The following is a 3,918-nucleotide window of genomic DNA, read 5'->3' on the forward strand; positions in this document are numbered from 1 at the left end:
CCGCGCTGCGCTCAGAGGCGCCCGACGAGGAGATCGCCCGCATCTGGCGGCTGGCACCCGTGTGCCGGACCGCCCCTGTTCCGCACGGCGACCACGCCGCGGCCAGCCCCGGCCTCGGCGAGCGGGACCATGTGGTCGATGTCGAGGGCACTCGCCGAGGTGACCGTCTGGCCGTCGTAGTAGGAGCGCCACTTTCCTCCGGTGATCGAGCAGCCGGCCCCTGGCGGTCGGTGCTTCGATCACCTCGGCGAGCAGGACCTCCTGGCGGTTTTCAGCCGTCGGTGGCCTCGAGGCCGGCGTTCCAGTGCTTGAAGGGCGAGCGGGTGTATCCCGCCCGGTTCTCGTCGGCGACGGGCAGGGCGGACAGCGCATCGGGCAGTAGGACCGGTGCGGCATGAGCCGGCGTGGGCGCGAGGGCAGGGGGCTGGATGCGCTCCTACGTGGCTGCGCACGGCGAGGCGCCGTCGCTGTGGGAGATCGCTGCGGATGTCGGCCTGTCGTCGCCGTCGAATGTGCTGTACCAGCTGGAGCGGCTGGAGGGTTTGCGCACGGTCCAGCGCCGGGAACAGGCGCGGCGGCGGGGCCTGGCCAGCGTGCTGACCTGAGAGGTCCAAGGAGGTTCCAATGGTGGAGATGGAATTCCCGGACGATCTGCGTGCCGCGCAGGCCCGCCTGCATCAGGCGACCGCTGAGCTGGCCGCGCTGTGCCGGACCCTGCCGTTGAGTGCGAAGCCGATGGCCGGCTGGCCGGGCATCAGCTCCACACACCGGTGCGGCCAGCGGCGGCCGCGGCGACAGTCCTGGCTGGAGCAAGGAGCAGAAGCAGGCGGTGAAGCGGTTAGGGGGTTCTTACTCCGGCGTCCTGACAGCCGGGCAGGTCGCACCGCGCCCGTCAGTCGGCCTGCCGACACCGAGGCCCGGAGCCGCCGAAGGTGGCGTTTGCGGCCGGCCGCGATCCGGAGCAGCGTGGACATCGGATGCCGGCGCGGCGCCGCGGAACCAGGCGTACCGGCTTGCGGGGGCAGTGCTGGGGCGAGGAGGAGAGACCGATGGCCACACCCGAAGGGGGCCCGGAAGCCGTGCCGGCCACACGCCGTCGGTCCGCGTCGATCGACAGCCTGCTCTGGGAGCCGAGTGAGCGCTGGGTCCGTGCGACCAAGGGGGAGGTCACCGTCGTGGACAGCCGTCGGCCGGTTCTTGTGTGGGAGCCCGGTCGGCCCGTACCGCTGTACGCCTTCCCGGCCGCGGACGTCCGGATGGACTTGCTGCGAAAGACAGAGCGGTCTGCCAACCCGCGGCGTCACGAGGGAGCGACGGTCTTCTACGATCTTGTGCTCGACGACCGGACCGTCCGGGCGGCGGCGTGGACCTACCCGAGCGAGGAGCTGGCCGACTACATCAGCTTCGAGTGGTTCGGGCGGGAGGTTCTCGATCACTGGTACGAAGAGGACGAGGAGATCTTCGTACACCCGCGTGACCCTTACAGCCGGGTCGACGCGGTTCCCAGCACCCGGCACGTCCAGGTCGAGATCGAGGGCACTGTCGTCGCGGACACGCGCACGCCGGTTCTGCTGTTCGAGACGAGTCTCCCGGTTCGTTACTACATTCCGAGGAAGGACGTCCGCCTCCACCTCTTCACCCCCACCGATACGCGAACGCGCTGCCCGTACAAGGGTGTGGCGACCGAATACTGGTCGTGGGCGGGCACCGGCGACGTGCGGCCCGACATCGCCTGGAGCTATCCCGACCCGCTGCCCTGCGTGCAAATCATCAAGGACCGGGTGGCGTTCTACAACGAGTCCGTGGACATTGTCGTCGACGGGGAGCGGCAGCAGCGCCCGGTCAGCTTCTTCAGCAAGCCGTCGAGCGGCTCGGCGGTGAGCAACCGTTGCCGGTCAGGGCGGCGTGGGTGAGGTGCGGCGCATCCGGTCGAGGCGGCGGATGACCGGTGTGGCTGCGGTGCCGTGCACCACGACGGAGACGAGCACGGTGAAAGCGACGACGGACCAGAGCTGCTGCGCGTGGGCGGCGAACTCGTCGCTGTGGCCGAGGGCGTAGGCGAGATAGAAGAGTGAGCCGATGCCGCGGATGCCGAACAGGGCGGTGACCAGCCGCTCCCGGGGCCCGGCGGGAAAGCCGAGCTGGCCGATCCAGCCCGCGGCAGGCCGGACGACAAGCACGAGCAGGACGCCGACGAGGGCGCCCTGCCAGGTGAGATTCGGCAGGCCCGCGGAGGCGAGGAAGCCCCCGAGGCCGAAGAGCAGGAAAGCGGTCAACAGCCGTTCGATCTGTTCGGTGAACTCGTGCAGCACCCGGTGGTAGCCGTGGCTGCGCTCGGCCGATCGGATCGTGCATGCGGTGACGAAGACGGCGAGGAAGCCGTACCCGTTCAGGAGTTCGGCGATTCCGTAGGTCACGAAAGTCGCTCCGAGAGCGACGAAGCCCTCCATGTGCTCCGACAGCCGCAGCGCGCCGGCTCGTGCGCGGAAGAACATCCGGCCCAGTAGCCACCCGGTCACGAGGCCCACCGTCACTCCGACAGCGATCCTGAAGGTCACGTCGACGAGGAGCCACCCGCCGACCCAGTCCCCCGACCAGCCGGAACCGGCCGCCGAGGCCAGTGCAAGGGCAGCGAGCACGAAGGGAAAGCCAGCCCGTCGTTCAGCCCGGCTTCGGCGGTCAGGGTGAACCGCACTTCGTCCTCGTCGTTCTCGGCGTCAGTGGGCTCCCCGACCCTCACCTCCGCCGCCAGCACGGGATCGGTCGGCGCGAGCACCGAGGCGGCCAGGAGGGCGAGCGCCGGCGGCCAGTCCAGCAGCAGCATGCCGAGAACCGCGGTCCCCGCGATGGTCAGCGGCAGACTGATGCCCAGCAGCCGCCACGGCCCGGCCCAACGGCGCCACCCGAACGGCCGGTTCAGCGCCAGACCCGCTCCCATCAACGACACGATCACGCACAGCTCCGTCGCGTGCTCGATCCACAGCCTGTCCCGCGCCGGGTCCACGACCGGCACCGGAAGCGGCAGCAGCGCAATGAAAATGCCGGACGAGAGGAACACCATCGGCATCGACAGCGGCCGTCTGAACACGAGCCTCGGCACGACCGCCGCGCCGAGCGCACCGATCCCCATCGCCAAATACACGGCATCAGAGAGCGTCACCCAGCCCATCCTGTCCGATGGTCGCCCTTCTATGCGGAACGCGCGATCTCGTCGCCCACCAGGTGTGGCCCCAGGCGTGGCCCGCGATCCTCGGCGACGCGCGGCAGCCCGGCCGGGATTCATGCGCGCGACTGCCCAGGCGTTTGTCCGCCCGGAGGTCAGGGCGAAGGGGCCGAGCCGCGGTTGTGCGGGCAACTGTTCTGCGGACGCGTTCGGTTCGGTCCGTTCGGCAGTGCACCGCAGCAGCGCGACGACGGGATGAACGCTTACGGATCGACTGCTCCCACCGCCTGGGCCGGGCCTGAACACCGTCAAACGCTACGCCCGCATGTCCGAACCACAGCCCTGCGCATGGCCCCCGCCTACCGGCCGCCCCTCGAGCAGACGGCGGCGCTGACCGACGCGTTGGCCGTGTAGGGGCCACCCCGCGGGCGCGGGGAACAGCGAGTGAGTCCTTTTGTCCCCGTACTGTTCTGAGCGCTCCAGGTCGTGCTCAGACCAGGGTGGAGATGCAGAACGGGTGGCCTGCGGGATCCAGCAGGACCCGCCACCGGTCGGGGTCCGGCTGGAGTTCGGGCTTGACGGCCCCCAGAGCCAGCAGGCGAGCCTGAGCGGCGTCCAAGTCGTCGACGCCTAGTTCTATATGGGCCTGCTTCTCCTGGGAGGGGTCCGGCCAAGTGGGGCGGCGGTAGTCGGTGAGCCGGCTGAATCCCAGTCCGGCAGCTCCCTCTTGGCCGAGCAGGATGAAATCGTCGGTG

General features: G+C 69.9%; 3 protein-coding genes and 2 pseudogenes. 2 read left to right on the forward strand and 3 right to left on the reverse strand.

Annotated elements, in window-relative coordinates; genetic code table 11:
- Window positions 1-110 precede the first annotated feature (110 nt).
- Window positions 111-430, reverse strand: a pseudogene (locus tag ABZ070_RS35790) (HNH endonuclease); the annotation flags it as partial.
- On the opposite strand from ABZ070_RS35790, the gene ABZ070_RS35795 reads away from it, so the two are divergent.
- Both ABZ070_RS35795 and ABZ070_RS35800 read left to right on the forward strand, forming a co-directional pair.
- Entirely contained in the window at window positions 429-605 is a 177-nt protein-coding gene (locus ABZ070_RS35795; RefSeq protein ID WP_356640206.1) for a hypothetical protein, read from the forward strand. The pseudogene ABZ070_RS35790 and the gene ABZ070_RS35795 overlap by 2 nt on opposite strands.
- A gap of 444 nt (window positions 606-1,049) precedes the next feature.
- Window positions 1,050-1,913, forward strand: a complete 864-nt coding sequence (locus ABZ070_RS35800; protein ID WP_356640208.1) for a DUF427 domain-containing protein — start codon at window positions 1,050-1,052, stop codon at window positions 1,911-1,913.
- Here ABZ070_RS35800 and ABZ070_RS35805 read toward each other — a convergent pair.
- Window positions 1,896-3,169 (reverse strand): annotated as a pseudogene (locus ABZ070_RS35805) (cation:proton antiporter). The gene ABZ070_RS35800 and the pseudogene ABZ070_RS35805 sit on opposite strands and share 18 nt — an antisense overlap.
- Before the next feature lie 484 nt (window positions 3,170-3,653).
- Window positions 3,654-3,918, reverse strand: a 265-nt coding sequence (locus ABZ070_RS35810; protein ID WP_356640210.1) for a VOC family protein, incomplete at its 5' end; no start/stop codon positions are given.

The sequence above is a fragment of the Streptomyces sp. NPDC006283 genome (assembly GCF_040613325.1).
Taxonomy (GTDB): Bacteria; Actinomycetota; Actinomycetes; order Streptomycetales; family Streptomycetaceae; genus Streptomyces.